The 25268-nt window shown below is 56.2% G+C and carries 21 protein-coding genes and 1 tRNA gene; 6 read left to right on the top strand and 16 right to left on the bottom strand.

Translation table 11 applies throughout. The features are described 5' to 3' along the window. The first annotated feature begins 928 nt into the window (after positions 1-928). From ACR0L3_RS00920 to ACR0L3_RS00940, 5 genes are all read left to right on the top strand, one after another. Positions 929-1693: a caspase family protein gene (locus ACR0L3_RS00920; RefSeq protein WP_480742920.1), complete on the top strand. Its 765-nt coding sequence runs from the start codon at positions 929-931 to the stop codon at positions 1691-1693. 459 nt (positions 1694-2152) lie between these two features. After that, positions 2153-2227 (top strand) — tRNA-Gly (locus tag ACR0L3_RS00925). 126 nt (positions 2228-2353) lie between these two features. Beyond that, a complete protein-coding gene (locus ACR0L3_RS00930; RefSeq protein ID WP_480742921.1) occupies positions 2354-4162 on the top strand; it encodes an ABC transporter transmembrane domain-containing protein in 1809 nt (602 codons plus the stop codon). A 158-nt stretch (positions 4163-4320) separates the two neighbouring features. Further along, positions 4321-6210, top strand: coding sequence for an acyl-CoA synthetase (locus ACR0L3_RS00935; RefSeq protein ID WP_480742922.1), 1890 nt, complete (start codon positions 4321-4323; stop codon positions 6208-6210). A 13-nt stretch (positions 6211-6223) separates the two neighbouring features. Then, positions 6224-7147, top strand: a complete 924-nt coding sequence (locus ACR0L3_RS00940) for an alpha/beta hydrolase (protein WP_480742924.1) — start codon at positions 6224-6226, stop codon at positions 7145-7147. On the opposite strand, the gene ACR0L3_RS00945 is transcribed toward ACR0L3_RS00940, so the two are convergent. The 15 genes from ACR0L3_RS00945 to ACR0L3_RS01015 all read right to left on the bottom strand — a co-directional run bounded on the left by ACR0L3_RS00945 (position 7148) and on the right by ACR0L3_RS01015 (position 24100). Further along, entirely contained in the window at positions 7148-7984 is an 837-nt protein-coding gene (locus tag ACR0L3_RS00945) for an alkaline phosphatase family protein (protein ID WP_480742925.1), read from the bottom strand. Positions 7985-8135: 151 nt separating this feature from the next. Next, the gene (locus ACR0L3_RS00950) at positions 8136-9773 is read right to left on the bottom strand and encodes an ABC transporter ATP-binding protein (RefSeq protein ID WP_480742926.1); all 1638 of its coding nucleotides are present in this window, start codon (positions 9771-9773) and stop codon (positions 8136-8138) included. Further along, positions 9770-10585 carry an ABC transporter permease gene (locus ACR0L3_RS00955; protein ID WP_480742928.1) on the bottom strand — a complete coding sequence of 272 codons (816 nt, stop codon included), beginning with the start codon at positions 10583-10585 and terminating at the stop codon, positions 9770-9772. The genes ACR0L3_RS00950 and ACR0L3_RS00955 overlap by 4 nt, the downstream gene beginning before the upstream one ends. After that, positions 10582-11538: an ABC transporter permease gene (locus ACR0L3_RS00960; RefSeq protein ID WP_480742929.1), complete on the bottom strand. Its 957-nt coding sequence runs from the start codon at positions 11536-11538 to the stop codon at positions 10582-10584. Before ACR0L3_RS00960 ends, ACR0L3_RS00955 begins: the two co-directional genes overlap by 4 nt. A gap of 15 nt (positions 11539-11553) precedes the next feature. Next, positions 11554-13140: an ABC transporter substrate-binding protein gene (locus ACR0L3_RS00965; protein WP_480742930.1), complete on the bottom strand. Its 1587-nt coding sequence runs from the start codon at positions 13138-13140 to the stop codon at positions 11554-11556. A gap of 123 nt (positions 13141-13263) precedes the next feature. Further along, positions 13264-15255, bottom strand: a complete 1992-nt coding sequence (locus ACR0L3_RS00970; protein WP_480742932.1) for a CocE/NonD family hydrolase — start codon at positions 15253-15255, stop codon at positions 13264-13266. Between the two features lie 51 nt (positions 15256-15306). After that, the gene (locus ACR0L3_RS00975; protein WP_480742934.1) at positions 15307-16410 is read right to left on the bottom strand and encodes a glycerate kinase type-2 family protein; all 1104 of its coding nucleotides are present in this window, start codon (positions 16408-16410) and stop codon (positions 15307-15309) included. After that, on the bottom strand, positions 16410-16847 hold the full coding sequence (gene dtd, locus ACR0L3_RS00980) for a D-aminoacyl-tRNA deacylase (RefSeq protein ID WP_480742935.1): 438 nt from the start codon (positions 16845-16847) through the stop codon (positions 16410-16412). The genes ACR0L3_RS00975 and dtd overlap by 1 nt, the downstream gene beginning before the upstream one ends. Positions 16848-16868: 21 nt before the next feature. Further along, a complete protein-coding gene (locus ACR0L3_RS00985) occupies positions 16869-17537 on the bottom strand; it encodes a nitroreductase (protein ID WP_480742937.1) in 669 nt (222 codons plus the stop codon). Between the two features lie 110 nt (positions 17538-17647). Then, positions 17648-18739 (bottom strand): TFIIB-type zinc finger domain-containing protein, encoded by a 1092-nt coding sequence (locus tag ACR0L3_RS00990; RefSeq protein WP_480742938.1) that lies wholly within the window; start codon positions 18737-18739, stop codon positions 17648-17650. A gap of 35 nt (positions 18740-18774) precedes the next feature. Then, the gene (locus ACR0L3_RS00995; protein ID WP_480742940.1) at positions 18775-19923 is read right to left on the bottom strand and encodes an SPFH domain-containing protein; all 1149 of its coding nucleotides are present in this window, start codon (positions 19921-19923) and stop codon (positions 18775-18777) included. Positions 19924-19944: 21 nt separating this feature from the next. Next, on the bottom strand, positions 19945-20865 hold the full coding sequence (locus tag ACR0L3_RS01000; RefSeq protein ID WP_480742942.1) for a DUF2927 domain-containing protein: 921 nt from the start codon (positions 20863-20865) through the stop codon (positions 19945-19947). Between the two features lie 49 nt (positions 20866-20914). After that, on the bottom strand, positions 20915-22105 hold the full coding sequence (locus ACR0L3_RS01005) for a toxic anion resistance protein (protein WP_480742944.1): 1191 nt from the start codon (positions 22103-22105) through the stop codon (positions 20915-20917). 30 nt (positions 22106-22135) lie between these two features. After that, positions 22136-23050: a 5-bromo-4-chloroindolyl phosphate hydrolysis family protein gene (locus tag ACR0L3_RS01010; protein WP_480742946.1), complete on the bottom strand. Its 915-nt coding sequence runs from the start codon at positions 23048-23050 to the stop codon at positions 22136-22138. A 174-nt stretch (positions 23051-23224) separates the two neighbouring features. After that, positions 23225-24100, bottom strand: a complete 876-nt coding sequence (locus ACR0L3_RS01015; RefSeq protein ID WP_480742948.1) for a pseudouridine synthase — start codon at positions 24098-24100, stop codon at positions 23225-23227. On the opposite strand from ACR0L3_RS01015, the gene ACR0L3_RS01020 reads away from it, so the two are divergent. After that, entirely contained in the window at positions 24099-24560 is a 462-nt protein-coding gene (locus ACR0L3_RS01020; RefSeq protein ID WP_480742949.1) for a nucleoside deaminase, read from the top strand. The genes ACR0L3_RS01015 and ACR0L3_RS01020 overlap by 2 nt on opposite strands. Here the strand turns inward: ACR0L3_RS01020 and ACR0L3_RS01025 are convergent. Beyond that, positions 24550-25242, bottom strand: a complete 693-nt coding sequence (locus tag ACR0L3_RS01025; protein WP_480742950.1) for a metal-dependent hydrolase — start codon at positions 25240-25242, stop codon at positions 24550-24552. The genes ACR0L3_RS01020 and ACR0L3_RS01025 overlap by 11 nt on opposite strands. Positions 25243-25268: the final 26 nt, after the last annotated feature.

The following is a 25268-nucleotide window of genomic DNA, read 5'->3' on the forward strand; positions in this document are numbered from 1 at the left end:
AATTGTGTTTAGTTGATGGCTATCGATGGAATTGACCGAAATTGCAGCCATTTTGGCCGAAAAAGGAGGTGCCTTCCTCAGTAGGTCCGGAACCTCTAGTGACTCTTTTCTGCCGGTAGAATACTTGGGAGGTGCGTGCGCCAATGCATGTCGAACAAGTCGTACCCCCACATACACGGAAAATAACGTTAAGTCTGGCGATGAACCGAATAAGTGTACGAGTTGGGAAACCAGTCCAGAGCGAACATTTTCGAGTCCAAAATCCTCCCAGACGAGTGTTCTCCACCGTCGTAATTGGCTTTTGCGGAAGGGTCGGCCGCGTGCAACGGTCACCGGATACAACTGACTATTCTTTAATTTCTAGCCAATTGTCTTAGCTCCAGTTTTCTTCCAACCGAAGGTGAGTGTAACGGCTTCCCGTTCGTCATCCCCCGTAAAACACTCCACGTTGAGACAGAATGTGCACATCGTGCGTAAACCTGCCCGCCACAATTCCCGCAGCTCTGCCAGCCAAAAGATGTTAAGTTAAATGCGGAGTATTCAGCCTCCAAAGTCAGTGTCTAGATAGCGGCCTGTGCAGGCGAAAAATTCGGTATCTAGCCCGGAACCAGCGAGTTTAGAGCACTTCTTTCCGCCATTTACTTTCTAGCAACCTTCGTTTTCTGATCGTCAGTTGAGCGGGGATTCGCTCGGAAATTTTGACGCTAAATTAGCCGCACCACTTGCTTTCAACACTATTGGTGTAAAGAAGACCTCACATGGCGCGCTTTGCGATTGTAGCCTTTCGGAATATCAACTACCGATTGCTTATAGAATTGGGTGTCCGGTCTTGGTTTTCTGCCCTTCCTGAATGAATGAAGTCGCCACGAAATAAAGCGAAGAGTTCGCTTGGCGGCATATTCAGTTCACAAAAAACTTGGAGATACAATTGACGCGTTTTTTTGCTGCATTTTTCATCGTCAATAGCCTGCTAGCCGGAGCATCAGCTGCGCATGAACGGTTTGCTTTGGTTATAGGGAACGCTGACTACACAAATGTCCCAGCGCTAGACAATCCTGTGAACGACGCGCGGTTGATGAGCGATGAACTGCAAGACGTTGGATTTACGGTCACAACGCTAACAGACACAAACCGTGCGGAGATGATGCAGGAAGTTGAGACCTTTGCAATCAAAGTGCGCGCTGCGGGATCCGAGGCGCTGGCCGTGTTTTACTTCGCAGGGCATGGTGTGCGCAGTGACGGTTTTAACTACCTACTTCCGCTGGGTGTGGCCATTCAGTCCGAAGATGACATTGCGGACGAAGCTGTTTCGGCAGAATGGATCCTAGATCGCATTCATACACCAAATGCTGTCAGCGTGATGATATTGGACGCCTGCCGCGACAATCCATTTGGTGACCAACCGGACGTGAACCTGGACGTGGGCGATGGGCTTGCGCGTATGACCGCTCGTACGAACAATTTGATTGCCTACGCCACAGGGCCCGGCGATGTTGCACTGGATGGGACAGGAGCTCACAGCCCTTACACAGCGGCGATTGCGCGTGCTATCAGCCAATCTGGCCTATCCTTGGAGAAGATGTTTGATCAGGTGCGTTCAGATGTGATGACCGAAACGAGCGGTGTTCAGTCGCCCTGGGCGCGGTCGTCCTTGAACATACAGATTGGTATGAAGGATCCGACTGCGGATTAACCAAGATCAACCTTGAAGAAATTGCTTGTGAGATGCTTCAAATCACAAATTTCTTTGTCTTTACTCAGGAGCCCTTGATCTTTGCATTCCGCAACCTTCGTTCAGGTGACCTATACGAACGATTACAGAAGTTCTCTTGGTAGATAGGACATTTCGTGCAACGACTTTGGTGCACGCGTGCAATTAGTGCGCTTATTCAGCCAGTATCTTCTTAGTATCCTAGTTACTCATCACCGTTTGTTGGCCAGCCGTAGCATGGTCAATGACGATTTTGTGGAAGTTATCAGCCACTGGCGCAGAGTGACGCACTTAGGCAATTGCCAGCTTAGTCTTCGGCTAAACCCCAAGCCTAACTTGCAATTCCGCAGTAGATTTTTTGGTCAACAAAAGTCAGCTACCAGAAAAAACAAATCCTCTATTGACCGCAAAATCGGGATGAAATACACCCGCTCGAGCTGAGCGGGCGTCGTATACTGGCTATTACCTCAGCCTTCCAAGCTGATGAAGCGGGTTCGATTCCCGCCGCCCGCTCCAAGTCAGCCCCAAATTCTGCGTCAAATGGCCCTGACAGGTGGTCAATTCGTGACGCGCAACTTGACCGCGCCGTTTGCTGCAGCCAAGAAGCGATCACTCGACTACAAAAGGATCTAAGGGCCAAGCATGGCAAGAAACGCCCAAGCCAGTCCAGCACCAGGTGCTAGCGAAGAACGTGCCAAATCCAAGAAAATTGGTGTTTTGCGGTCGCTTTGGCCCTTTATGCGTCCTTATCGGACGCTGATGACGGGCGCGTCGGTTGCGTTGGTATTGACTGCCAGTATGACCCTGGCATTGCCGCTGGCAGTGCGCCGCGTCGTTGACAACTTTCGCATCGAAGACGGCGACTTGCTTGAGTGGTATTTTCTGGCGGCCCTGGGCATCGCTGCGATATTGGCGGTGGGGACCGGTCTGCGTTACGCGCTGGTGACCCGATTGGGTGAGCGCGTGGTGGCGGATATTCGTAAGGCTGTGTTCAACCGTGTCATCGGCATGAGCCCCGAGTTCTACGAACGCATCATGACCGGAGAGGTACTGAGTCGGATCACCACTGACACGACGTTGATTCAGTCGGTTTTGGGCTCATCCGTGTCCATCGCATTGCGCAACATGCTGTTGTTTGTCGGCGGTCTGGTTTTGATGCTGCTAACCTCGGCAAAGTTGACGGGCATGGTGCTGCTCCTCATCCCGTTGGTGGTGGTGCCGATCCTTGTGCTTGGTCGCCGTCTACGTGTGATCAGCAGGGAAAATCAGGATTGGATTGCGGCCTCATCTGGAAACGCCGGTGAAGCGCTGGGCGCGGTGCAGACCGTACAGGCCTTTACCCACGAACAAGCCAGTCGCAAGCAGTTCGGTGATATGACTGAAACGTCGTATGATGTCTCGCTGCGCCGCATTCGCACCCGCGCCGTGCTGACCGTTATCGTGATTTTCCTTGTGTTTTCGGGCATTGTCGGTGTGCTGTGGATGGGTGCAAATGACGTTCGCAACGGTGTTATGACCGAAGGCGTTCTAATCCAGTTTGTTATCTATTCGATCATCATGGCGGGCTCGGTGGCGGCCCTGTCCGAAATCTGGAGCGAACTGCAGCGCGCCGCTGGAGCGACCGAGAGACTGGTCGAGTTGCTGAACGCCCAAGACACAGTTGTTGATCCGGTCACGCCTAAATCACTACCATCCCCGGTTCGCGGTGAAATCCGCTTTGATGACGTGACCTTCCGCTATCCCTCACGCCCAGATGTTGTGGCGCTTGAAAGCATGAACTTGCAGGTCAGTCCAGGTGAAACTGTGGCATTCGTCGGTCCTTCTGGTGCGGGCAAGACGACCGTTATCCAGATGATCCAGCGGTTCTATGATCCTGTCTCGGGGCAGGTCAGTTTGGATGGCGTCGACCTACGAGATATCGACCGGGCCGAGTTCCGCCGCCACGTGGCGCTGGTGCCGCAAGACCCGGTGATCTTTGCGGCTTCGGCACGCGAAAACATCAGATTTGGTCGTCTTGATGCAACTGACGCCGATGTTGAGGCTGCCGCCCGTGCCGCAGCCGCGCATGAGTTCATCTCAGCCCTGCCGGAAGGTTACGACAGCTTCGTAGGCGAGCGTGGCGTTATGCTGTCCGGTGGCCAGAAGCAACGCATCGCAATCGCCCGAGCAATCTTGCGCGACGCGCCGGTTCTGCTGCTGGATGAGGCGACCTCGGCGCTGGATGCGGAAAGCGAACGCGCGGTGCAGGGGGCCGTTGACAAGATGCGCGCCGGTCGTACTACCCTTATCGTGGCGCACCGGCTAGCGACCGTCAAAAAGGCGGACCGGATCGTTGTGATGGAAGCTGGTCGTATCGTGGCGCAAGGCACCCATGAGGACCTTGTGGCACAAGATGGGCTGTATGCTCGTTTGGCCCGCCTTCAGTTTACCGACGGTGTGGCTGCCGAATGACGTGACGCTGGGGCAGTTTCGTTCGGACCGCAGCGTAATTCTATCCCTTTGTCGCCTTCACAGATAAGGCATTTCTTGAACCTGCACAGTTTTGCTTCCATCTTGGCGAAGGATAAAAAAACTCGTGCCGGACACGGGAGAGATAAGGGAGGAACCACATGGCCTTTGTGGGTTTGGAAGACAAGGCAAGGATGGAGCAGGAAATGCCGTGGGAAGACCGCGACGTTCCGGTCACATTCCACCAACTGTTGTCGCGTACGGCAAAAAAATTTCCTGACAGCAATGCGATCAGCTTTCAGCTTTTTTCTGGCCCCACCGACAAGGCCGAGACCCTGACATGGTCCGAATTACTGGGCAAGGTCAATCAAGCCGCAAACCTGTTCCGTTCCTTGGGAATCGGTGAGAAAGATGTGGTGGCTTATGTGCTGCCCAACTGTAACGAGACGCTGATTACCATGATGGGCGGGGCGGTTGCCGGGATCGTCAACCCGATCAATCCTCTGCTGGAGCCAGAGCAGATTGCCGCGATCCTGCGCGAGACTGAGGCCAAGGTCGTGGTGACGCTGAAGTCGTTCCCCAAGGCAGATGTGGCACAAAAGGTGGAAGAGGCCGTACGTCATGCGCCCACCGTTAAGACCATTCTTGAGATTGACCTCAACCGTTATCTGACGCCGCCGAAATCCTGGTTGGTACCGTTTTTGCGCCCCAAGATGGGCAACAAAGAAAAGCTAGCTCATGCGGACTACAAGAGCTTTAACAAAGAGTTGGCCAAGCAGCCAACGACGCTTACCTTCGAGGACAGCAAGGAAGACCGCGTCGCCTGTTTCTTCCACACCGGTGGAACCACGGGCATGCCCAAAGTGGCACAGCACAAATATTCGGGCTTGATTTACAATGGTTGGCTTGGGCACACGCTGCTGTTCACCGAAGAAGACGTGATCATGTGTCCTTTGCCGATGTTCCACGTCTTTGCGGTGCATGTGATCGTGATGGCCGCGGTGTCTTCGGGCGCGCACGTGATCTTTCCAACACCTGCCGGATATCGCGGCGACGGCGTATTCGACAATTTCTGGAAATTGATCGAACGTTGGAAGGTCAGCTTCATCATCACTGTCCCAACTGCGATTGCAGCCAAGATGCAGCGCCCGGTTGACGCCGATATCTCAAGTGTGAAGACCGCATTTTCGGGATCGGCCCCATTGCCGGTGGAACTGTTCCGCCGCTTTGAGGAAGCAACCGGCGTTACCATCGTCGAAGGTTATGGCCTGACGGAGGCAACCTGCCTAGTGTCATGTAACCCGGTCGATGGCGAAAAGAAGATCGGCTCGATTGGCATTCCTTTCCCATACACGGACGTCAAAATCCTGCAGGCTGGGCCGGATGGACCCAAGGAATGTGGCGCGGATGAGATCGGTGAGATTTGTATCTCGAACCCCGGTGTTTATGCAGGTCACACCTATACCGAGGCGGACAAGAACATAGACCTCTATCACTACTATAAGTATCTGCGTACGGGCGATCTGGGTCGGTACGACGAAGATGGTTACCTTTGGATAACAGGGCGTGCCAAGGACCTGATCATTCGTGGGGGTCACAACATAGACCCGGCCGAAATTGAAGAGGCTCTGCTGGGTCATGACGCCGTTGCCTTTGCTGGGGCCATCGGTCAGCCTGATGCTTATTCGGGTGAAGTGCCATGTGCCTTCGTCGAGTTGGTAGAAGGAGCCAGCGTGACCGAGAAAGAGTTGATGGAATATTGCGGAGTGCATGTCCATGAACGTGCGGCGCAGCCCAAGCATATGACAATTCTGGACGAATTGCCCAAAACGGCAGTGGGCAAGGTCTTTAAACCGGAATTGCGCAAACAGGCGATCACTCGCGTCTACAACGGCGCTCTGGAAGAGGCCGGTCTAAATGCGCGCGTCGTCTCTGTGATCGACGACAAGAAGCGCGGGCTTGTCGCACAGCTTGACGCGAACGGTGCATCCGAAGACGATGTTAGCAAAGTGCTGGGATCGTTCACCCGGCCATGGGAGTTGGCTGCCTGACCGCGGAGGGAAAATGGATTATGAACGTCTGATTGATGAAGAAACTTGGGCGTTCATAAGACGAACGGCTGAAAGCTATCCTGACGACGCCGTTGACTTGTCGATCGAAGATCAGCGTCGCGTTTACAACAAGATGTGTCAGGACTTTCGCCAACGTCACCCTTCAGGACTGGACGTGCAAGACAGGTCCGCCAACGGCGTACCTGTTCGGATCTATACGGCCGGCAATCCAACGCGAACTGTTGTCTATTTTCATGGCGGTGGGTTCGTTGTCGGCGGGTTGGACAGCCACGACGATGTCTGCGCCGAGATTTGTGCACAAACTGGTTATCGCGTTGTTTCTGTTGACTACCGGCTTTGCCCTGAACACGTTCACCCAGCGCAATTCCAGGACAGTTGGGGCGCTGCGAATTGGGCCGTGCAGGAATTTGGTGATCCTATAGTGCTGGCTGGTGACAGCGCTGGCGGTAATCTGGCCGCTGCTGTGGCGCATCACGCACGCGGACGGCTGGACAACGTGTTGGGGCAGGTTCTGATTTATCCCGGCCTGGGCGGTAATAGATCAGTCGGGTCCTACGTTGAGCATGCGAAAGCGCCGCTTTTGACGCTGGAGGAAATTCGCTTCTACGAAAACGTTCGCTGCGCGGGTGACGTGCCCGAAGGCGACCCGACATTTGCCCCGCTGCAAGACGCCAACTTTTCGAATTTGCCACCCACCGTAGTGGTAACTGCCGATTGCGACCCTTTACGTGATGATGGCCTGACCTATTGCGAAAAGATTGCCGAGGCTGGGGGCAAAGCGCATTGGGTCAACGAACCGGGGCTTGTGCACGGCTATCTGCGCGCGCGAACATCGGTGAAACGCGCAGCAGCCAGTTTCGAGCGGATCTCAGTTGCCATTGAGGCATTGGGGCAGGGGATCTGGTCCTACGATTAATTAGGTCAGGAAAGGTTTTGCTTTCATCGTCTCAGCCAATGGGGCGCCCATGCGGTTCAGGATTGTGGGTGCAAGTTGCAGCTGATCAATTACGGTGTTGGCCTCGGGGCCTTTAGCGTCACCAAAGTAATACAGCGCGGTTTCTTGCTGCAACGGCCCGCGCCCACCGTGATGGCCACGTTCATCCTGACCGTGGTCGGCAGTGACAATGACCTCGTAACCCAACTGCCGCCATCGGGGAATGAAGGGGGCGAGCATCTCATCCGCGACGAAACAGGCGTGGTCCATCTCCTCGCAATCGTGAAAAAAACGATGGCCCATACTGTCCAGCGTGCAGGTATGAAGTATGCCGTAATCCAGCCCAAAGCGCAGACATAGGTTGGTAAGCGTCGCATAAAGGTCAACATCCGAAGGCGTCATTTGATTGGCCTTGCCGTAACCTGTCATGCTGTGGAAACGGCCGTGGTTGATCGTCTTGCTTTCTGGTTCGTCATATTCGATGTCACGGACGTAATCGAAGGGGTGACGGTTGAAGAACTGCGACCAATAGCTGTGGGTAACAGCTCCGGTCACACCTTCTGCCTCGCGCACCTGACTGAACACGTCCTTATGGTTTAGCCGGAAGACATTGCCATTACCGGTGCACCCATGTTCCTGCGGCGTGACGCCTGTATGGATCGAGGCATAGCAACTGGCCGAGGTCGACGGCAGCACCGCGCGCAGTTTCCAAACCTGCGCCTCACCGCTGTCGACCCATCCTTCGAGATTACCGAATAGGCGACGGAAATTACGCCATGGAACACCGTCCAGAAGGATCAACAGGAGTTTGCGGTCCATGCCCAGACCCTTTCTTTTAATTCTTCAGGCGACCCTATGAGATTCGCTGCACACGGGCCGCCTGTTCGCGCCCGAAATAGCAAAATCCCGACACCTGTCATCAGACAATGCGCCGGGATTTAAAGTTTTCATCAAACTGTCACGAAGTGGATCAGTTGCCTGCGCTTTCCATCTTGCGATGGGCGACAACTTCTTCCAGCCAGCCCAGATGCATCTCGGGAACCGAGCTAAGCAGCAGATCGGTGTAATCGTCGAACGGCGGGCTCAGCACCTGTGATTTCGGGCCATAGCGTACAACGCGACCCTGATACATCACCGCGATGCTGTCGCTGATCGCGCGGACCGTGGCCAGATCGTGAGTGATGAACAGATAGGCAACATCCTCAATCTTCTGAAGATCGAGCAACAGCTTCAGGATGCCATCCGCCACCAGAGGGTCAAGCGCCGAAGTGACCTCATCGCAGATGATCATTTTGGGCTTTGCCGCCAGCGACCGCGCGATGCAGACACGCTGTTTCTGACCACCTGAGAGTTCTGCCGGATAGCGGTCGATGAACTTCTCACCCAATTCGATCTCATCCAGCAACTCGATGATACGTTTGCGTTTCTCGGCCCCGCGCATGTTGAAGTAGAACTCGAGCGGACGACCGATGATCGTGCCAACGGTTTGACGTGGGTTCATTGCCACGTCCGCCATCTGGTAGATCATCTGAAGCTCACGCAGGTCTTCGCGGGTGCGGCCTTGCAAATCAGGCGAGAGTTTGCGCCCGGCAAAGGTGATCTCACCATCGCGTGGAGGCAGTAGGCCGGTGATTACCCGGGCCAGCGTCGACTTGCCGGATCCGGACTCACCCACAACCGCCAGCGTCTGCCCCGGATGAAGCTCGACATTTACGTTGTGCAGCACGTCAAAATTCAGCCCCTTGTAGCGCGCGGTGATGCCGTCGACGCTTAACACCGGTTCAGGTGTGGGCTGTTTTTCTTCATGCTCAATAGAACGCACAGAGACCAGAGCCTGCGTGTATTCTTCTTGCGGGTTGTTGATGATCTGGTCGGTATTTCCGTACTCGACCGTGTTACCCATCCGCAGCACCATGATGTCGTCGCTGACTTGCGCAACGACCGCCAGATCATGAGTGATATAGAGGGCTGCAACGCCAGTGTCGGCAATGGCCTCTTTAATCGCCATCAGAACGTCGATCTGAGTGGTCACGTCCAACGCAGTGGTCGGTTCGTCGAAAACCACCAGATCGGGTTCGGGGCAAAGTGCCAACGCGGTCATGCAACGTTGCAACTGACCGCCCGAAACCTGGTGCGGATAACGGTCACCGATATTATCAGGATCGGGTAGACCCAGCTTGGCGAACAGTTCGCGCGCACGTTTCTCGGCTTCTTTGCGGCTGAACTTCTTCTGTTCGACCGCGGCTTCAACCACCTGATCCATGATTTTCTTGGCAGGGTTAAACGACGCCGCCGCGGACTGAGACACGTAAGTGACCTCGCCGCCGCGCAGCTTACGGATATCGCCGTGGGACGTTTTCAATATGTCACGTCCGTTGACCCAAACCTCACCGCCGGTGATCTTCACACCGCCCCGGCCATAGGCCATCGAAGCAAGACCTATGGTAGATTTACCAGCACCGGATTCACCAATCAGACCTAGAACCTTGCCGGGCGCGAGGTCGAAGCTGACTCCATGCACGATTTCGATGTCATGAGGCTTTTCACCCGGAGGGTAGACGGTCGCGCCAATCTTGAGGTCTCGGACCTTGAGAAGCGGTTCACTCATCCCCGGCCTCCTTTCAGCGATGTAGTTCGGTTCAGGACCCAGTCAGCGACAAGGTTGACCGAGATAGCCAGCGTCGCGATGGCCACAGCGGGGTAAAGCGCCGCACCGATGCCATAGACGATACCGTCTTTGTTTTCCTTCACAATGCCACCCCAGTCGGCCAGCGGCGGCTGCACGCCCAGACCCAGGAAAGACAGGGTCGAGACAAACAGAACCATGAAAATGAACCGCAGGCCCAGTTCCGCGACCAGCGGTGACAATGCGTTGGGCAGGATCTCACGGAAGATGATCCAGGTTTGCCCTTCGCCCCGCAGCTTCGCGGCTTCGACATAGTCCATCACGGCGATGTCAACGGCCACTGCACGGGCCAGACGATAGACGCGGGTTGAGTCCAACAAGCCCATGACGATGATCAGGACGGGTACGGTGACAGGCACCATCGCCAGAACCACAAGTGCAAAGATCAGCGTCGGGATAGACATGATGAGGTCAACTGTCCGCGACATGACCTGATCGGCCCAGCCACCCAACACAGCTGCCAGAAAGCCAAGAATCGAACCCGTCACAAAACTGAGGATCGTCGCGGCGGTCGCGATGAAGATTGTTGTGCGCCCGCCATAAATCATGCGGCTAAGCAGGTCGCGTCCGATGTTGTCGGTGCCCAGCCAGAATTGCGAACTGGATGGTTCCCACACATCGCCAACGACTTCGGCCATGCCATAGGGGGCCAGCAGAGGCGCGAAAATCGCGATCACGAAGTACAGGGCTGTAAAGGCCAGCCCGATCATTGCAGAGATTGGGATATTCTTCATTTCGGATGCCTCAGCCTTGGGTTGGCCAGAATGGCAACGATGTCTGCAATCATGTTCAGTCCGATGTAGATGGCAGCGAAGATCACGCCGCAGGCCAGAACCACCGGCACGTCACGCTTGGTCACGTGGTCCACCAGGTACTGTCCCATGCCGGGATAAACGAACACCACCTCAACCACGACGACGCCGACGACCAGGTAGGCCAGGTTCAGCATCACCACGTTGACGATAGGTGCGACCGCGTTTGGAAAGGCATGGCGGTAGATGACCTGGAAGTTGCTCAGGCCTTTCAATTCAGCCGTTTCCACATATGCCGACTGCATCACGTTCAGGATGGCGGCCCGGGTCATGCGCATCATGTGGGCCAGAACGACAAGAGTAAGTACAATAACAGGCAGAGCAATCGCATTCAGCTTTTGTCCAAAGCTCATGCTGTCATTGATCATCGCCAGCGGCGAGAACATGCCCAGTTTAACAGCGACGAAATAGACCAGAACATAGCCGATCAGAAATTCGGGGATAGAGATGGTCGTCAGAGTAACGGCTGAGATCAGCTTGTCTGGCCAACGATTACGATAGCGGACTGCGAGCAGGCCGAGAAAGATGGCCAGAGGCACCGAAATGACAGCGGCCCAAAAGGCCAAGAACAAAGTATTGCCCAGACGGTTGCCGATAGAGTCGGCGATGTCGAGCTTGTTGGTCAGGGATTGACCCAGATCGCCCTGCACAATGCCGCCTAGCCATTCGAAGTAGCGGGTTAAGGCGGGACGGTTGAGGCCCATTTCCTCGCGCAGGTTTGCCAGCGCCTCGGGGGTTGCGGATTGGCCAAGGACAGCTTGCGCAGCGTCCCCCGGCAGGGCTTCGGTGAGGCCGAAAATCAGAGCCGATGCACCGAAGAGAAGCAGGAGTCCCAGCGCAAGGCGCTGGGAAACCAGTTTGATGATAGGATGCATTAACCGTGCGCCCTATCAGGAGAACCACATCTTGCGGGACATGTTGCCATTCATCATCTCTTGGGTTGGATCGCTTTCCCAACCTTCCAGCTGATTGCTGACGCCTTCGACAAAGTCGTTGAACATTGGGCAGATCAGGCCACCCTCGTCGCGGACCATCATGCCCATCTTGCTATAGATGTCCTTGCGCTTGTCGTTGTCCAATTCGGCACGCGCCTGGAACAGCATTTCGTCGAACGCCGGCACCTTGAAGCGAGTGTCGTTCCAATCTGCAGTCGACAGATACGCGGTCGAGTACATCTGGTCCTGCACGGGACGGCCGCCCCAGTAGGACGCGCAGAAGGGTTGAACGTTCCAGACTTCGGACCAATAACCGTCGTTGGGTTCACGCTTGATTTCCAGCGGAATACCAGCCTGAGCAGCAGTTTGCTGGAACAGGGCCGCAGCATCAACAGCACCCGGGAAGGCGCCATCTGCAACGCGTAGGATAATCGGCGAACCGTCATGGCCCGACTTTTTGTAGTGCTCGGCTGCTTTCTCAACGCTGAACTCTCGCTGTGGGATCGAACCATCAAACAGCGGGTATGCTGCGTTGACTGGCATGTCGTTCCCGACGGTGCCGTAGCCGCGCAGAACTTTGTCGACCAGGTCCTGACGGTTGATGGCGTGCTTCAGGGCCAGACGCAGTTCGTTTTGGTCAAACGGTGCGGTGTCACAGTGCATGATGAATACATAGTGACCGCGACCAGCTGTCGAGTGCACTGTCAGGTTTGGTGCGCGACCAAGCAGATCAGCGACTTTTGGTTCCACCCTGTTGATCGCATGGACCTGACCCGACTGCAGTGCTGCTGTGCGGGCAGTCGCATCGTTGATGACGACGACCTCAACGCTGTCGAAGTTGCCGAAATCGGGGTTCCAGTGGTTTTCAAACTTCGTGTAGAGGTGGCGCACACCGGGCTCATCCACTTCTACTTTGTAGGGACCCGTTCCGATGCCTGCGCCAGGGTTTTCCATGCCGCCATCGGGCTGAATGATCAGGTGATAGTCGGCCATCAGATATGGCAGGTCAGCGTTCGGCTCGGTCAGTGTAACCTGGAAATTGTCACCATCGGCCTTCATCGACTCGATGCCCTTCATGATGCCCAGAGCACCAGACTTCGAGTCTTCGTTTGAGTGGCGTTCCATGGTCTTCAGAACGTCTTCACTGGTCATGGTTTTGCCGTTGTGGAATTCCACGCCCTGACGCAGCTTGAACGTCCAAACCTTGGCGTCCGCGCTACCTTCGACGCTTTCGGCCAAACGCGGCTCGATCGAACCGTCAGGGGCAACCTCAACCAGTTGGTCGCCAAACTGCTTACCGTTCTGGAAGGGAACCGAGCTAGCATAAGTCGCTGGGTCCAGAGAGTTGGTGGACTCGCCGCCCTGCAAACCGAATTTTAGATCGCCGCCTTTTTTGGGACCAGCGGCGCGCGCGGCATCGGCAAACATCGTGCTGGCCAATGCTGCCGACACACCCAGTGCCGCTGCTTTTCCCATGAACTCGCGGCGAGTCAGCTTACCCGCCGTGACCTCTTTGGTCATGTGCGTGAGTTGTTCGTTCATTTTTTTCTCCCAGTTGAGTGTATCATCAGCCCTTGATGAGCTTTTTATTGACGCGTGAGTCAAAGTAGGCGCATTTCGGTCGAGCGGGCAAGGACAAATGTCTCGCCCAATTGGGTCAGGAAATCACATTTGATCACGTGGTATGGAATCCTCCAGCTCCTTCGTTGATACCAAGTTTTCGCCCTCATAGGCATTCAATTTTGCCCTAAGGTAAAAGGTCGATTTGTCTGCCCACATTTCGCAAGACGTTTCGGTGCGTAGATTAATGCCGTCCCTGCTGATTTCCTGCGTCCAGCTACAGTAGCCCCGTGCCGAAAGCGGGTCGTCTGGGTGGATCGTCCAGCGCTCAAATGCTGTGCCGCCATGGGACAGACCGTGATCTTCATTTGCGAAGAGGCCAAAATCGTCCTCGATGATCAGGTGGGTTTCGCCTGAGTTCATATCTGTTTCCACTCGACGTGAATTGCTCGATTCGCGCAGAACCGTCTGCCTCAAGGGCTGGGCTGACTCTGGCGGCGGGAACGTGTATTCGTCCTTGATCGCAGGGCGCTGGGGCAAGAAGATTTCCCCCCCAGTCAGATGCAGTTCGGCGCTTTCAGGCGAAGGCCAGATCAGCGGCCAATAAGCGCTTGAGATCGCGACCCTCAGGCGATGTCCCTTCGGGACGCGATAGGCGATGTGATCCAGATCCAGAGTGACCTCATAGATGGCGCCGGGCTGCAATGGTTCGGGTTCAGCATGGCTTTCTCTATGAGACAGGTTCAGCACGCCATAGGTAATGCGAGTTGACGCACCGTCCGGTTGTAGGTGGTTCAAACGCACAGCGATCTGTGCTTGCGGGCGATCGGAACTCAGGCGCAGACGAATACGCGGCGCGCCGACGATATCCAAATCCTCAGCCAAGGGCGCGCCATCGAAACTGGCTGACAGGGCGTCATCTGCGCGCTGGTCTCCGGGCATGTCCGGCCCAAGCCAAATGGCGCAGTATTCGCCAGCCTCCAAGCCGCAGGTCTGGGGCGAACGCAGCTTCTGGTCCAAGGCTCCATCCTGTCCCAAGCCTTGGCTCGATAACCTTAGCGAAACGTTCGCTAAGTGAGACGTCGCGCCTTTTTCTTCGGCAATCCAACGCCCCCGCCGCTCACTGTACCAGCGTTGCGGACGTACGCCGTCCATCAAAAAAGCGCGGTAGTCCGGATCAGAGACGACACCTGTGTCGATACCTTTCAGCCAGTAGTCCCACCAACGCAGCGCTTCTTGCAGGAATCCGATCCGAGGTTCAGGAACCGCGAAATGAGGATATTTATGAACCCATGGGCCGACGATACCTTTAACCGGTGCGTCCAGCTGTTCAACCAGCAGCGGAACTGTGTTTTTATACGCATCGCCCCAACCACCTACTGCCAATGTTGCTGCTCGGATGGCCCCGAAATCTTCACAGACAGAGCCGTGGCGCCAATAGTCGTCGCGTCGCTGATGGCGTAGCCAAACTGAAGGTAGGAATGGTTCTTTCTCTAACCGTTCCAGCCACAATTCGCGCCAGTTCGGCCGCAGACTTGGGTCCGGCGGTCGGGAGGAATAAGACCACATGGTGGCGCCCCAGCCTAGGTTCTCATTCAGCAAGCAGCCGCCTTTGTAGTGGATGTCATCGGCATAACGGTCAGCTGTCGAACACAGGGTGATGATTGCTTTGAGTGGTTCAGGCTGCAACGCCGCGACCTGAAGCGAGTTGAACCCACCCCAGCTGATCCCCATCATCCCGACAGCGCCGGTACACCATGGTTGGCTGGCTAACCATTGGATGGCTGCGACGGCATCGTCTAGTTCCTGCTGGGAATATTCGTCCTCCATCAACCCTTCGCTATCGCCGTTGCCGCGCATATCCACCCGGATGCAGGCATAGCCGCGTTGCGCAAACCAAGGGTGGGTCAAAGCGTCTCGGACAGATGTGCCATCGCGTTTGCGATAGGGAAGAAATTCCAAAATAGCAGGGACGGGATCCTCCGCCGCATCAATTGGTCGCCAGACCCGAGCGGACAAGCGGCAACCATCGGGCATTTCAATGCCGACGTCAGGAATATCTTCAATTTCACGTAGCGCGTTCACAGGCAACGTCATTGCTGCACTGTCCGAGCGTTTCGCCGTCGGGTCGTTGTGGAAACCGTCAAATCATGCGCGGATTGCGACAAGAAGATCCATCACGTTTGTTCCAGTGGGGCCAGTCTCCAACAAAGCGCCGACACGTTCCAGATAGCTGCCGCTATCTGCTTTTTGTAAAGCCGTTTCAGCGCCGTCACCCCACGTGGTGCCGTCAACAACTGCTCCTGCCGCTTGCGTAGGTCCATCCGTGCCATCAGTGCCGCCTACGACTAGGGTTATTCCGTCGCATCCAGAAATTTCTTGTGCCAGAGCCAGCGCCAATGCTTGGTTGCGACCGCCGCGCCCAGGATTTTCCGGCAGAACAACCGTAGGTTCTCCGCCGAACACCATGACACCGGGTGGCATGTTTCGGATGCGCTCGCCCAAGGTTTTGGCGACATTCTGGAAATCGTCGTGCATGCTTTCGTCGTTCGCATGCACCGCGAACCCTTCGCCTTGCGCCAGTTCCATCGCGGCGTCACGGGCATGGGCGTTCGAGGCGACAATCTGCGTTTGCGCTTGAAAAGCAACCGAGGCCGGCAGCGCCCCAATTCCTGAACCGACAACGTTCAGATCGTCGCCCGGCACGTCGGAGATCGCCAGAACTGTCGCTTTCTCGCCTTGGAAATGGGACAGCAGCCCTCCGCCTTTGATCCGCGACAGCTTGCGCCGTTCCGCGTTCATGGCCGTGATGTCCAAACCTTCCGCCAGAAGCCGTTTGTTCAACTTCTCCAGGTCATCCAGTGTCTTTCCCGGCAGCAGATCCTCGGCCAATGAGGACGCACCACCTGATACCAACAACAGCAGATGCGAACCCTGCTTCATGCTCTGGACGACTTCGCGCAGAGCCTGCCCACCCTGCAGGCTTCGCGTGTCCGGAACGGGATGCGAGGCCTCAATCACCGTTACATGATCAGGTAAGTCACGCCCGTGATCGTCCTTTGTAACAACCAGTGTGGGACGAGGTCCAAAATGCTCTAATGCAGCACGCGCCATTGCTGCTGCGGGTTTGCCTACGGCCAGGATCTGATCGGGTTCGGGTATGTCGCTTAAAACTTTGCTGGTTGCGGCGTATCCACCCACGGCATCCACACCGGCCTGCCAGATGCGAATTGCTTGCTCTTTTCTGTCCATCAGCTTTCCATCCAAATCGTAACTGGCCCGTCATTGACCAATTCAACCGCCATATCTGCACCGAATTGACCGGTTTCTACGGGCACGCCAAGAGCCTGAAGTTGTTGGGCAAAAACTTCGTACAGATGTTTTCCTGTGTCTGGCGGGGCTGCCTCTGAAAATCCCGGGCGGTTACCACGGGACGTATCGGCTGCCAACGTAAATTGGCTGATCACCAGCGCCGAGCCTTCGATGTCCAACACCGAGCGATTCATTTTACCTGCGTCATCCTTGAATATGCGCAACTTAGAAATCTTAGCTGCCAGTTGACGTGCTTTTGCCTCGTCGTCGGCCTGTATCGCACAGACAAGGATCATTAAGCCCGGTCCCGTTTGGCCGATCACTTGACCGTCTACTGACACTTTGGCGTGTGAAACACGTTGCAAAACTGCGCGCAAAACTATTCTCCGCTTGGTGTGTTATCCGAGCCATTCGACGATTTCATCCAGATCGGCGCGGTCGGTGCGAAAGCTGTTGGCTGGATGCTCTTTATCTTCATATCCAAATGAAATCGCGCACAAAATTTTGCGGTCATCAGGGATGTTGAAGTAGCGCCGCAAAAAGGGGCTGTACGTTGCCAGCGCCGCCTGGGGGATCGTTGCCACACCAAGCGCCTGTGCGGCCAGTGAAAAAGCTGTGATAAACCCTCCGCAATCCAGCGCCCCATAAACCCCAAGTTCCGCCGGGCTGGACAGGATCGCACAATGCGGTGCACCGAACAGGTTGAAGTTTTCCATCATCTGTTGGGACGAAGCGGCTCGGTCCCCACGTTCTACTCCCACGGCCTGATAAAGAGCCCAGCCGCACGCGCGTCGGCGATCTTTGTAGACCCCGGAATAAGACGTAGGAAAGGGCAAGTCGGGGGCCGGGGTGCCCGTCCCGGCCTCTACTCGCAGCGCAGTGCGAAAGCGGTCAGTCTCTGCGCCGTTGGTGATCACGACGTGCCACGGTTGTGCGTTGCACCAGCTGGGAACACGTGCTGCACTTGTCACAATCTGCTCGATCTGGTCCCTCGGAACCGGATCAGGAAGAAATGCCCGGCAAGAGTACCGAGCAGCCAGCAGCTGGTTAAGTTCGGATAACGTCACACTGGCCTCTCCCCTCGGCGTTGACGCGGCGCACAATGGCGTTTGAGAGAGGGAAGTTCAAGCGCTAACATTTCTGCTTTTCTGGGGGTTTTTCGGAGAGCAAGGGAGCTTTAACCTTGCTGGCCAGTGGCCATCAGATACCCCACACCAGCAGCTACAAGCAAACCCAGTACAACAGCTATGGTGATCTTGATGGCCGACCACGGGCGTTCCCCCTGAACGCGGCCCGTCCGACCGTTGACAACAAAACGATATGTCTGGCCGCGATACTTATAAGCCGCCATCCAAACCGGCAGCAGGATATGTTTGAAGGTCACATTGCGCACGTCAGTATCAATTGCGTGTATTCTCTGACGATCACCGCCAATGTCAAAACGAACATCCCGCTCAATCACCCGCGCCATGTATCCGCGGGCCTCGGTGTAGCCCTCCTGCAGTTCGACCGTATAGGCCTCGGCTCGGAACCCCGCCAAGTATTGCGGTTGATAGGGTTCAAGCGCGGGCAAATCCCACGGTTCCAATGCGTCGGTGTAACTTTTGGGCAAGGACCGCGACGCCAGCACCAAAACGTCGTCAAAGAACCGCTTCACTCGCCCGGATTTCGGCGACCACCTGACCTTAGGCACCTGTTGCTGAACGCGTTTACCGTCTCGCATTACAGTGCGGGTCTCATAGTAAACTGTGCCACGCTCGCCGCGATAGCTGGACTGGGTGTCTGCATCAAACGTCCAATAGGGCACATAGATTCCCTGCATCTTGCGGCCCTTGCGGGCGTAATCCTTCAAACCGTTCGGCGCGAACCACAAACGCCCAAGCCAATCTCCCATCGCCTTATGCGCCGCGCGTTCATCCAGCGCAAAAGGCAAGACACCCCGAGGTTTGATATGTCGATTGACACCTGTGTCCGTCACGACCGGTGTGGCACAGAAAGGGCATTCTGCAGCGTGTGTGGCGGGATCAAACTCAACCTGAGCTGCGCAGTTTGGGCATGAAAGAACACGGGTTTCTTCGATTTCGGTTTCCGGTAGCCGGTCGGCAATAGCCGCATCAAAATCCAGTTCCTTTAGGCTGGCCCCGCCCCAAGGACCAGCTCCAATCGCCTCGGAGTGGCCGCAATGGTCGCAGGTCAGGCTGCCGTCTCCGGGGTTGAATCTGTAATCCGCGCCGCATTGCTCGCAGGGAAATCTGTGTTCTTCGGTCATGGTACAGCCCTGTTGTTACTCCGACGTCTAAAGGGTCATGCACCGGGCGGCGGGGGAGGCAAAATGGTGAACAGTTGGGCCAATTCCTGCACGTCACCAGCCTTTTTCCAGCCATCCTGACCTGCGGTCCAAACATGAGTGTCTCGCGTGATTTCACCTTCGGTTGCCATGCGTCCCATCTTTGCCTTCGAGAACGGCCCGCTGGTCTGACCGTCGACTGCGATGTGCCAAACATGTTCGACCGGAGGAGGAGGGGGCGGTGCAGTTTGCGTTGTCGGTTGCGGGGCCGCGGGTGCCGAGCTACCCCAAGGGCCGCTTGGTTGACCCGCTGCCATGTTCGCCATCTGATTAGCCATGACCATTCCCATGCCCATGCCGAGACCCGCACCCATGCCGCCACCTTGGCCGGGGTTGCTGGCGGCAGCCGTCATCGCCTCGGCGGCGGAGTACTGAGTAAACTTACCTAAATCACCTGCCAGCCCCATCGAAGTCCGCTTGTCCAACGCAGCCTCAACCGCAGGAGGCAGCGAGATATTCTCGATGTAGAATTCAGGCATCTCAAGCCCGTAGCTCTCTAGTACAGGAGAAACTTCTGCCGCGATCAGCTTGCCCAGATCGGCGGTGTTGGCGGCCATATCCAAAACTGGGATACCGGATCCGGCGATCACGCGGCTGAACTCCTGCACGATGATGTTGCGGATTTGGAAGCTGATCTCTTCCATGGTGAACTCGCCATCGGTTCCGACGATTTCAATCATGAATTTCGCGGGGTCTTTCACCCGGATCGTATAGGTCCCGAAGGCCCGAATGCGGGTTGGCCCGAATTCGGGATCGCGCAGCATGATCGGGTTCTTGGTGCCCCATTTCAGATCGTTGAAGCGCGTCGTGTTTACGAAATAAATTTCTGATTTGAACGGAGATTGAAAGCCATGATCCCAGTGTTGCAGGGTCGTCATGATCGGCATGTTGTTGGTCTCAAGCATGTAGAGACCCGGCGTGAATACATCCGCTAGTTGCCCTTCATGCACGAACACCGCCGCCTGACCTTCTCGTACTGTAAGCTTGGCACCGTATTTGATCTCATGGCCTTCACGTTCGAAACGCCAGACCATGGTGTCGCGGGTGTCGTCGACCCAGTGAATGACGTCGATAAATTCTCCAGTCAGAAAATCGAAAATACCCATTGGGGTCTCCTTTCCTTGGGCCTAAAGCTGCTGGCCCATCAATTCGCGTGCGATGATCCGCACCACCGGACGAGCGTCTTCCACTGTTACACCTAGTTCCAAACGCGGATCGTAAAGCATCGTCAGCAGTTTTTCGTCGTGGCTTGTCAGCAGAGCAAATTCATCATCGTCATTGAAAATCGAGGGCCGAGCGGCGGGGCTGTCGTTGGACAGGCCAAGACCCTGAGCAATCTCTTCATGAATGCAACTGCGGCGTAGTAGATCGGGTAACTCGGTCCGGATCAGGGTAACCGCGCGTACGTAGCGGTTCGGCGAGGTGCTTGTCGCCGAAGCAAACACAAAGCAGTCGATATTTGAACGCGGGTTGGCAACCAGATCGAGAGAAGCTTGGCTTATATTGGGAATTAGTTGTTTTAGACGCGCCACCACGTAACTGCTGTCGTCCTTACCCGCAAAGAACACATGGAAATTGGCCTTTCGGTTGACGACCGAAATTGGGTGGTCCGTTAGCCTTGCCAGTCGGGCGGTATATGCCTCGACCTGTGCCGCGTCCTGTTCGCGCGCGTCAGGGGCAACGGATGGGGCAAACTCTGTCTGCACACGCACCGGGCCCGACCAACGGCTGAGTTGCCCGTCCGTCTGGCGCGACGAAGCTGTTACGGCATGATCGGGGTATTCGCTGTAGAACGCGATGGCTTCGAAGTTGCGTGCCAAATCGTCGGCATCATAAGGCGTGTCGGGGCCACCACCGTCCACTCGCAGCAGGCCGCGGGTCAGCAGATCTCGTTCAACCCGCTGATAGAACCGGGCCAAATCCTGACTGGCCGCGGACGGCGGTACGTAGGCATTGGGCGCGGGGGTGACGGCAACCGGTCGCGGTTGCGGTACAACCGAAGTTGTCAACGTCTCATCGCAATTGGCCAAAGTCAGCAACAAGACCATGCAAAAAAGAGGCTTTAGATATGCCGGTAACCGCACGCTTAGCCCGCCGTCAGCCTGGTACTGCTGTTCCGGCGTTGTCGCCGATTCCGTCCTGGCGCGCCTTGGCCGAAGCAAGGGTGTCACGCAATTCGGCTTCCATCTTTTGCAATTCCTGTTCGGCGGCGGCACGTTTGGCCTTACCTTCATCCGCAATCGCCAAGCTTTCATTGATGGTGCCAATCAGGTCGGCATTCGCCTGCTTTACCGCTTCGATATCGAATACGCCGCGTTCCATTTCTTCGCGGATCATTTTGTTGGAATCGCGCAGATTGGCAGCGTTTGAGGTCAGCAATTCATTGGTCAGATCGTTTGCGTCGCGCACGGCTGCAGCAGCTTCGGCGCTGCGCTGGATAGTAACGGCCTGGGCCAGCTGAGTTTCCCAAAGCGGCACTGTATTGACCAAGGTCGAGTTGATCTTTGTCACCAGCGACTTGTCGTTTTCTTGCACCAAACGGATCGAGGGCAGGGATTGCATCGTCACCTGACGTGTCAGTTTCAGGTCATGCACACGGCGTTCCAGATCATCGCGCGCAGCACGCATGTCTCGCAGTTCTTGTGCTTTCATTACCTGCTCATCTTCGGGCGCGGCCTCAACCGCAGCTTCTTTTTCGGGGATGTCGTGGCTGTCGAGCTCGGTCAGCTTTTCCTCGCCTGCCGCAATGTACAATGCCAGTTCGTCATAGAAGCCCAATGTCTTTTCATAGAGCAAGTCCAGCGACTTGATGTCTTTCAATAGTGTGTGCTCGTGACTCAATAGGTCATCAGTGATCTTGTCTATCTGGCCCTGAACGTCTTCGTACTGCGCCGTGAATTTGGCGAAAGGCGCCGCTTTGCCCAGCAGTTTCTCCCACCAACTCCGCTCACGCCGCACGTCCAGTTCACTTACGGAAAAGCCGCGGATCGTGGTTACGATGTCGCGCAAGCTGTCTCCGGCAGGTCCGACATCCTTGTTACGCACATCCGCCAGCATGGCCTGGCTTATTTCTTGCAATTCTGCTTGCGCGGATGATCCAAAAGAGACGATCGAATTGGTGTTCTCCATGTCGATTTCGTCCATGCGCTTTCGAATCTCGGCACCAACTGGATCGTCTGCTTCTTCCAGCGAGATTACCTCGGTCGAGGGTTCGGGCAGAGCTACAGCCGTCACCTCTTGCACCAGCGTTTCAGCCTCGACCGCCTTGTTCTTGATTTCATCGGACATTAGGTAATCCTTTCTCAAAAATATGGCCGGTCAATCCAACCGGACGCCTTCGCGTTGCAGCCGTTCGCGCAACACGTCAATTTCAACCGTCAGATCGCTGCGGTCATCCAAAAGCATCTTGCGGGTACGGGCCGCGAAATTCTGTTCCAGATCGTCCAGAAGGGACGTATAATCCGCCAGTGCTTGCGGATCGCGAGTGCGGGCATATACATCCGCAAATTTCACAGTCGCATCACGGGCACCCTGCAAATAGACGGTCAGATATTTTCTGGCCCCAGCCAAGTCGCGCGGATCTTCTTCTACCGTGCGGAACAGGTCGCGGGCGGTGTCCTGAAACCGCTCGACCCGGGCTTCAATCCGACGATCACCGGCGCGCTTGATGGCGTCGGTCATCTCGGTCAGGTGCGTTTCGGCGTCTTCTACCACTCGGGCGACACGGTCTTGTTGAAAGGTGTCGATCCCTTCCATGCCCTTGTCCTTCATCGGGTCCAGCCCGAAGGATACGGAATGCAGCGCGGTCGCCACGGCTCCGAACAGGATTGGGGCCACTAGGCTAGCGTTTGCGGCGGTTTCGGCATCCAAATATTCGGTTCGGTAAGATGCCAACGCCGCGCCAAGCCCGGTCAATACGCTTGCAAATATCTTGCGGGGAAAAGCTGGTCGTCGGGCAGTGCGGCGCGCGTTGTATTCTGCTTCGGCGCGCAGACCTTCGCGCAACAGGAAAGCGGCCGCCGTCAGCATGCCTGCAGCGACCAGCCCAATGGTCATCCCGACTGCGCCATCATTTAGCGACAAAAACACCAAAGGAATAGCGGGCAAGAACAGGATGTTGACGCGCGCACCCGCAGGCTCGACCCGCGCGCCATGGAATTGACCGCGTGGTGGTTGACCGTCCTCTGAGCTGCCGCCCTGCGGGCTGAATTTTCCGCCGTACCGCTTTGCCATGCGTCAAAGGCCTCCAAGCACGCCGGTACAGACGCCAAACAGCAGCACCAATAGGGCCGCGTAGGCCAGTTTTTGCACTCCAGTCCCTGACATGGCGCCCCCCATTTGCAGCAACTAAGGAAAATTTAGGCGATGCGAGGGCTTGGCGCTAGGGGAAAGGTTGCTAAACCCGCGTCACTTGCGAGTTTTCTTGCCGATTGCCGCCCGTTTTCGTTGCGGTCGGGCCGGGCGTTTGGGCTTGGCGTCCGGTTCCGCGTCCAACCCTAGCTGATCGCGCATTACACGGCGGCGGATCTCTTCTACTTCGCCGGCTTTCAGGTTTCCCAACTGGAACGGACCGTAAGAAACGCGAAGCAGGCGGTTCACGGAAAATCCGATATCCTCCATCGCGCGGCGAATCTCGCGGTTCTTACCTTCGCGCAGACCGATGGTCAGCCAGGCATTTGCCCCTTGCTGGCGGTCCAACGAGACATCCATTGGCAGAAACCGCTCACCTCCGATTACCAAACCCTTGCGCAGGGGGGCAAAATCCTCGTCTTTGGGGCGTCCGTTCACCCGCACGCGGTATTTGCGCAGCCACCCGGTGGAGGGCAGTTCAAGCTTGCGCTTGATGCCGCCATCGTTTGTCAGCAACAGGAGCCCTTCCGAGTTGAGGTCGAGCCGCCCGACGCTCATGACGCGGGGCATATCTTCGGGCAAGTTGTCGAAAATGGTGGCGCGCCCCTTTTCGTCGCGCGTGGTCGTCACCAGACCTGGCGGCTTGTGGTAAAGCCACAGGCGCGACGGTTCGGGCTCGGATACGGGCTTGCCATCTACAGTGATCTTGTCTTTGCCGGTAACGTTCAGCGCAGGACTGTTGATGGTCTTGCCATTCACATTGACACGGCCAGCTTCGATCATGCGTTCGGCTTCTCGGCGCGAGGCGATGCCCGCGCGTGCCAATACCTTGGCGATCCGGTCGCCGGGAGGAGGAGGGGTTTTGTTCATCCGCAGGCCATAGCGCATCCCGTCGCCTTGCGAAAGACAGGTTTCTGATGCAGTCAGTGGCATGGAGTTCAGATCGCATATGGATATGGCGCTGGTCGAGGCGCGCGCAGCCGCAGATCGCGGAGAGGTCCCCGTGGGGGCGGTCATCGTTGCGCCTGATGGTCGCGTTGTAGCCGCGGCGGGGAACCGGACGCGCGAATTGAACGATCCAACGGCCCATGCCGAAATTCTGGCCCTGCGCGCGGCCTGCGCCGAGGCGGGCTCAGAGCGGCTGCCTGATCATGACCTCTATGTCACACTAGAACCCTGCGCGATGTGCGCGGCGGCGTTGGCAGCGGCTCGTATTAGACGCATCTACTACGGTGCGGCCGATCCGAAATCAGGCGGAGTGGCCCATGGCGCGCGGGTCTTTACGCATAAACAAGCGCACCACGTTCCCGAGGTCTATGACGGCATCGCCGGAGAGGAAGCCGCTGAATTGCTGAAAGCCTTCTTCGCCGCACGGCGCGATCCTAAAGAGTAATGGGTTTCATTACCTCCGGCTCGATTACGTCCACCCCCGGTAACCCATCGATTAACACCTGAGCGGATTGTTCCAAGATCGGGAAAGTCTTGTAGTGGCAAGGAATTACGGTTTTGAAGTTAAAGTATCGTTTGGCAGCATAGGCCGTTGCTTTCATGTCCATGGTGAAATGCCCGCCCGCTGACAGGATGCCGATATCGGGTTTGTAGTAATCCCCCATCCAATCCATGTCGGCCATGATATCTGTGTCACCGGACACGTAAAGCATGAGCCCCTCGGAGGCGATCATGAAACCAACCTCGCTGCCGCCTGTGCGCAGACCGTCGGGCGTTGAAAAAGTTGAGCTGTGCGATGCAGGCACCATGGACACCATGACGCCATTCAAGTTCACTGTGCCACCTTTGTTGAAACCGATGGTTTCCAACTCCTCGGCCTCGCTCCAATACCCCATCAAGTCGTATTGGCCGACCACTGGCACCTTGAGGTGTTTGGCCAACGACACCACATCGGCCACATGGTCGAAATGCGTGTGGGTCAGCAAGATGTGGGTCGCGCCGTCCAGAGCGGTGTCGTGATGCGTTTCGGACAACACCGGATTTCCGGTAAGCCATGGGTCGATCAGAAAAACTTGCCCTTCGGTTTCAATTCGGAAACTGCCATGGCCCAGCCAAATGATTTTCATAAAAAATCCTCCCTTACAGACTGTTG

It is taken from the genome of Ruegeria sp. CK1 (assembly GCF_056536545.1).

Excerpts from the sequence above, each read along its gene's own strand:
- ACR0L3_RS00930 (WP_480742921.1), top strand. The coding sequence starts at position 2,354 with ATGGCAAGAAACGCCCAAGCCAGTCCAGCACCAGGTGCTAGCGAAGAA.
- ACR0L3_RS00935 (WP_480742922.1), top strand. The coding sequence starts at position 4,321 with ATGGCCTTTGTGGGTTTGGAAGACAAGGCAAGGATGGAGCAGGAAATG.
- ACR0L3_RS00940 (WP_480742924.1), top strand. The coding sequence starts at position 6,224 with ATGGATTATGAACGTCTGATTGATGAAGAAACTTGGGCGTTCATAAGA.
- ACR0L3_RS00945 (WP_480742925.1), bottom strand. The coding sequence starts at position 7,984 with ATGGACCGCAAACTCCTGTTGATCCTTCTGGACGGTGTTCCATGGCGT.
- ACR0L3_RS00950 (WP_480742926.1), bottom strand. The coding sequence starts at position 9,773 with ATGAGTGAACCGCTTCTCAAGGTCCGAGACCTCAAGATTGGCGCGACC.
- ACR0L3_RS00955 (WP_480742928.1), bottom strand. The coding sequence starts at position 10,585 with ATGAAGAATATCCCAATCTCTGCAATGATCGGGCTGGCCTTTACAGCC.
- ACR0L3_RS00960 (WP_480742929.1), bottom strand. The coding sequence starts at position 11,538 with ATGCATCCTATCATCAAACTGGTTTCCCAGCGCCTTGCGCTGGGACTC.
- ACR0L3_RS00965 (WP_480742930.1), bottom strand. The coding sequence starts at position 13,140 with ATGAACGAACAACTCACGCACATGACCAAAGAGGTCACGGCGGGTAAG.
- ACR0L3_RS00970 (WP_480742932.1), bottom strand. The coding sequence starts at position 15,255 with ATGACGTTGCCTGTGAACGCGCTACGTGAAATTGAAGATATTCCTGAC.
- ACR0L3_RS00975 (WP_480742934.1), bottom strand. The coding sequence starts at position 16,410 with ATGGACAGAAAAGAGCAAGCAATTCGCATCTGGCAGGCCGGTGTGGAT.
- ACR0L3_RS00990 (WP_480742938.1), bottom strand. The coding sequence starts at position 18,739 with ATGACCGAAGAACACAGATTTCCCTGCGAGCAATGCGGCGCGGATTAC.
- ACR0L3_RS00995 (WP_480742940.1), bottom strand. The coding sequence starts at position 19,923 with ATGGGTATTTTCGATTTTCTGACTGGAGAATTTATCGACGTCATTCAC.
- ACR0L3_RS01000 (WP_480742942.1), bottom strand. The coding sequence starts at position 20,865 with ATGGTCTTGTTGCTGACTTTGGCCAATTGCGATGAGACGTTGACAACT.
- ACR0L3_RS01005 (WP_480742944.1), bottom strand. The coding sequence starts at position 22,105 with ATGTCCGATGAAATCAAGAACAAGGCGGTCGAGGCTGAAACGCTGGTG.
- ACR0L3_RS01010 (WP_480742946.1), bottom strand. The coding sequence starts at position 23,050 with ATGGCAAAGCGGTACGGCGGAAAATTCAGCCCGCAGGGCGGCAGCTCA.
- ACR0L3_RS01020 (WP_480742949.1), top strand. The coding sequence starts at position 24,099 with ATGGAGTTCAGATCGCATATGGATATGGCGCTGGTCGAGGCGCGCGCA.
- ACR0L3_RS01015 (WP_480742948.1), bottom strand. The coding sequence starts at position 24,100 with ATGCCACTGACTGCATCAGAAACCTGTCTTTCGCAAGGCGACGGGATG.
- ACR0L3_RS01025 (WP_480742950.1), bottom strand. The coding sequence starts at position 25,242 with ATGAAAATCATTTGGCTGGGCCATGGCAGTTTCCGAATTGAAACCGAA.